1 pseudogene is annotated in these 616 nt (G+C 51.1%); it reads left to right on the top strand.

The window, feature by feature from the left end:
* Positions 1 to 616 (top strand): annotated as a pseudogene (locus tag J5224_RS33855) (TonB-dependent receptor); the annotation flags it as partial.

The raw sequence follows: 616 nt of genomic DNA, 5'->3' as shown, positions 1-616 counted from the left end.
CCCCACGGAAGGCGATGGCGGCGGGCGTAACCGCTTGAGCGGCTACCTCAGCGGCCCGTTGTTGGACAATAAACTGCTCGGCAGCGTGATCGTTGACGGGGGGAAACGTGATGCCTGGCGCACCAATCAATCCCGCAACCCCAACTCGGATGCGCTGGAAGCCCGCGATACCTTCAATGCACTGACCAATCTGACCTGGCTTATCGATGACAGGCAAAATATTGAATTCGACACCACTTACGCAAAAGACGATCGTGATGTGCTGTGGAATAACAACGGTGCATCACCACGAAATATTCAAAAAATGGAACGCATTGGGTTTGGCCTGACACACAATGGTAGTTGGGAGTACATCGATACGCGCTTACGTTACTACTTCGAAAGCGTCGATTTGATGGATAACTCGCAACTCAACGGCGGCAAAGCCTACATTACTCAGGATAATAAAACCCTGGATGGGCAAGTCTCTGGCTACCTTGGCGATCATTTGATCACAGCTGGCGGCGAATATCGGAACACCGAATTACAACACAGCCTGAACTTGCAAAATGGCAACGTGGCGGTAAGCCAGAAAGCGTTTTTCTTGCAGGATGAATTTAAACTCGGCGATCTGGCT

This window comes from Candidatus Symbiopectobacterium sp. NZEC135, assembly GCF_025962695.1.
Note: the sequence above shows the minus strand (reverse complement) of the source record. Positions and strands in the feature narration are given on the sequence as shown.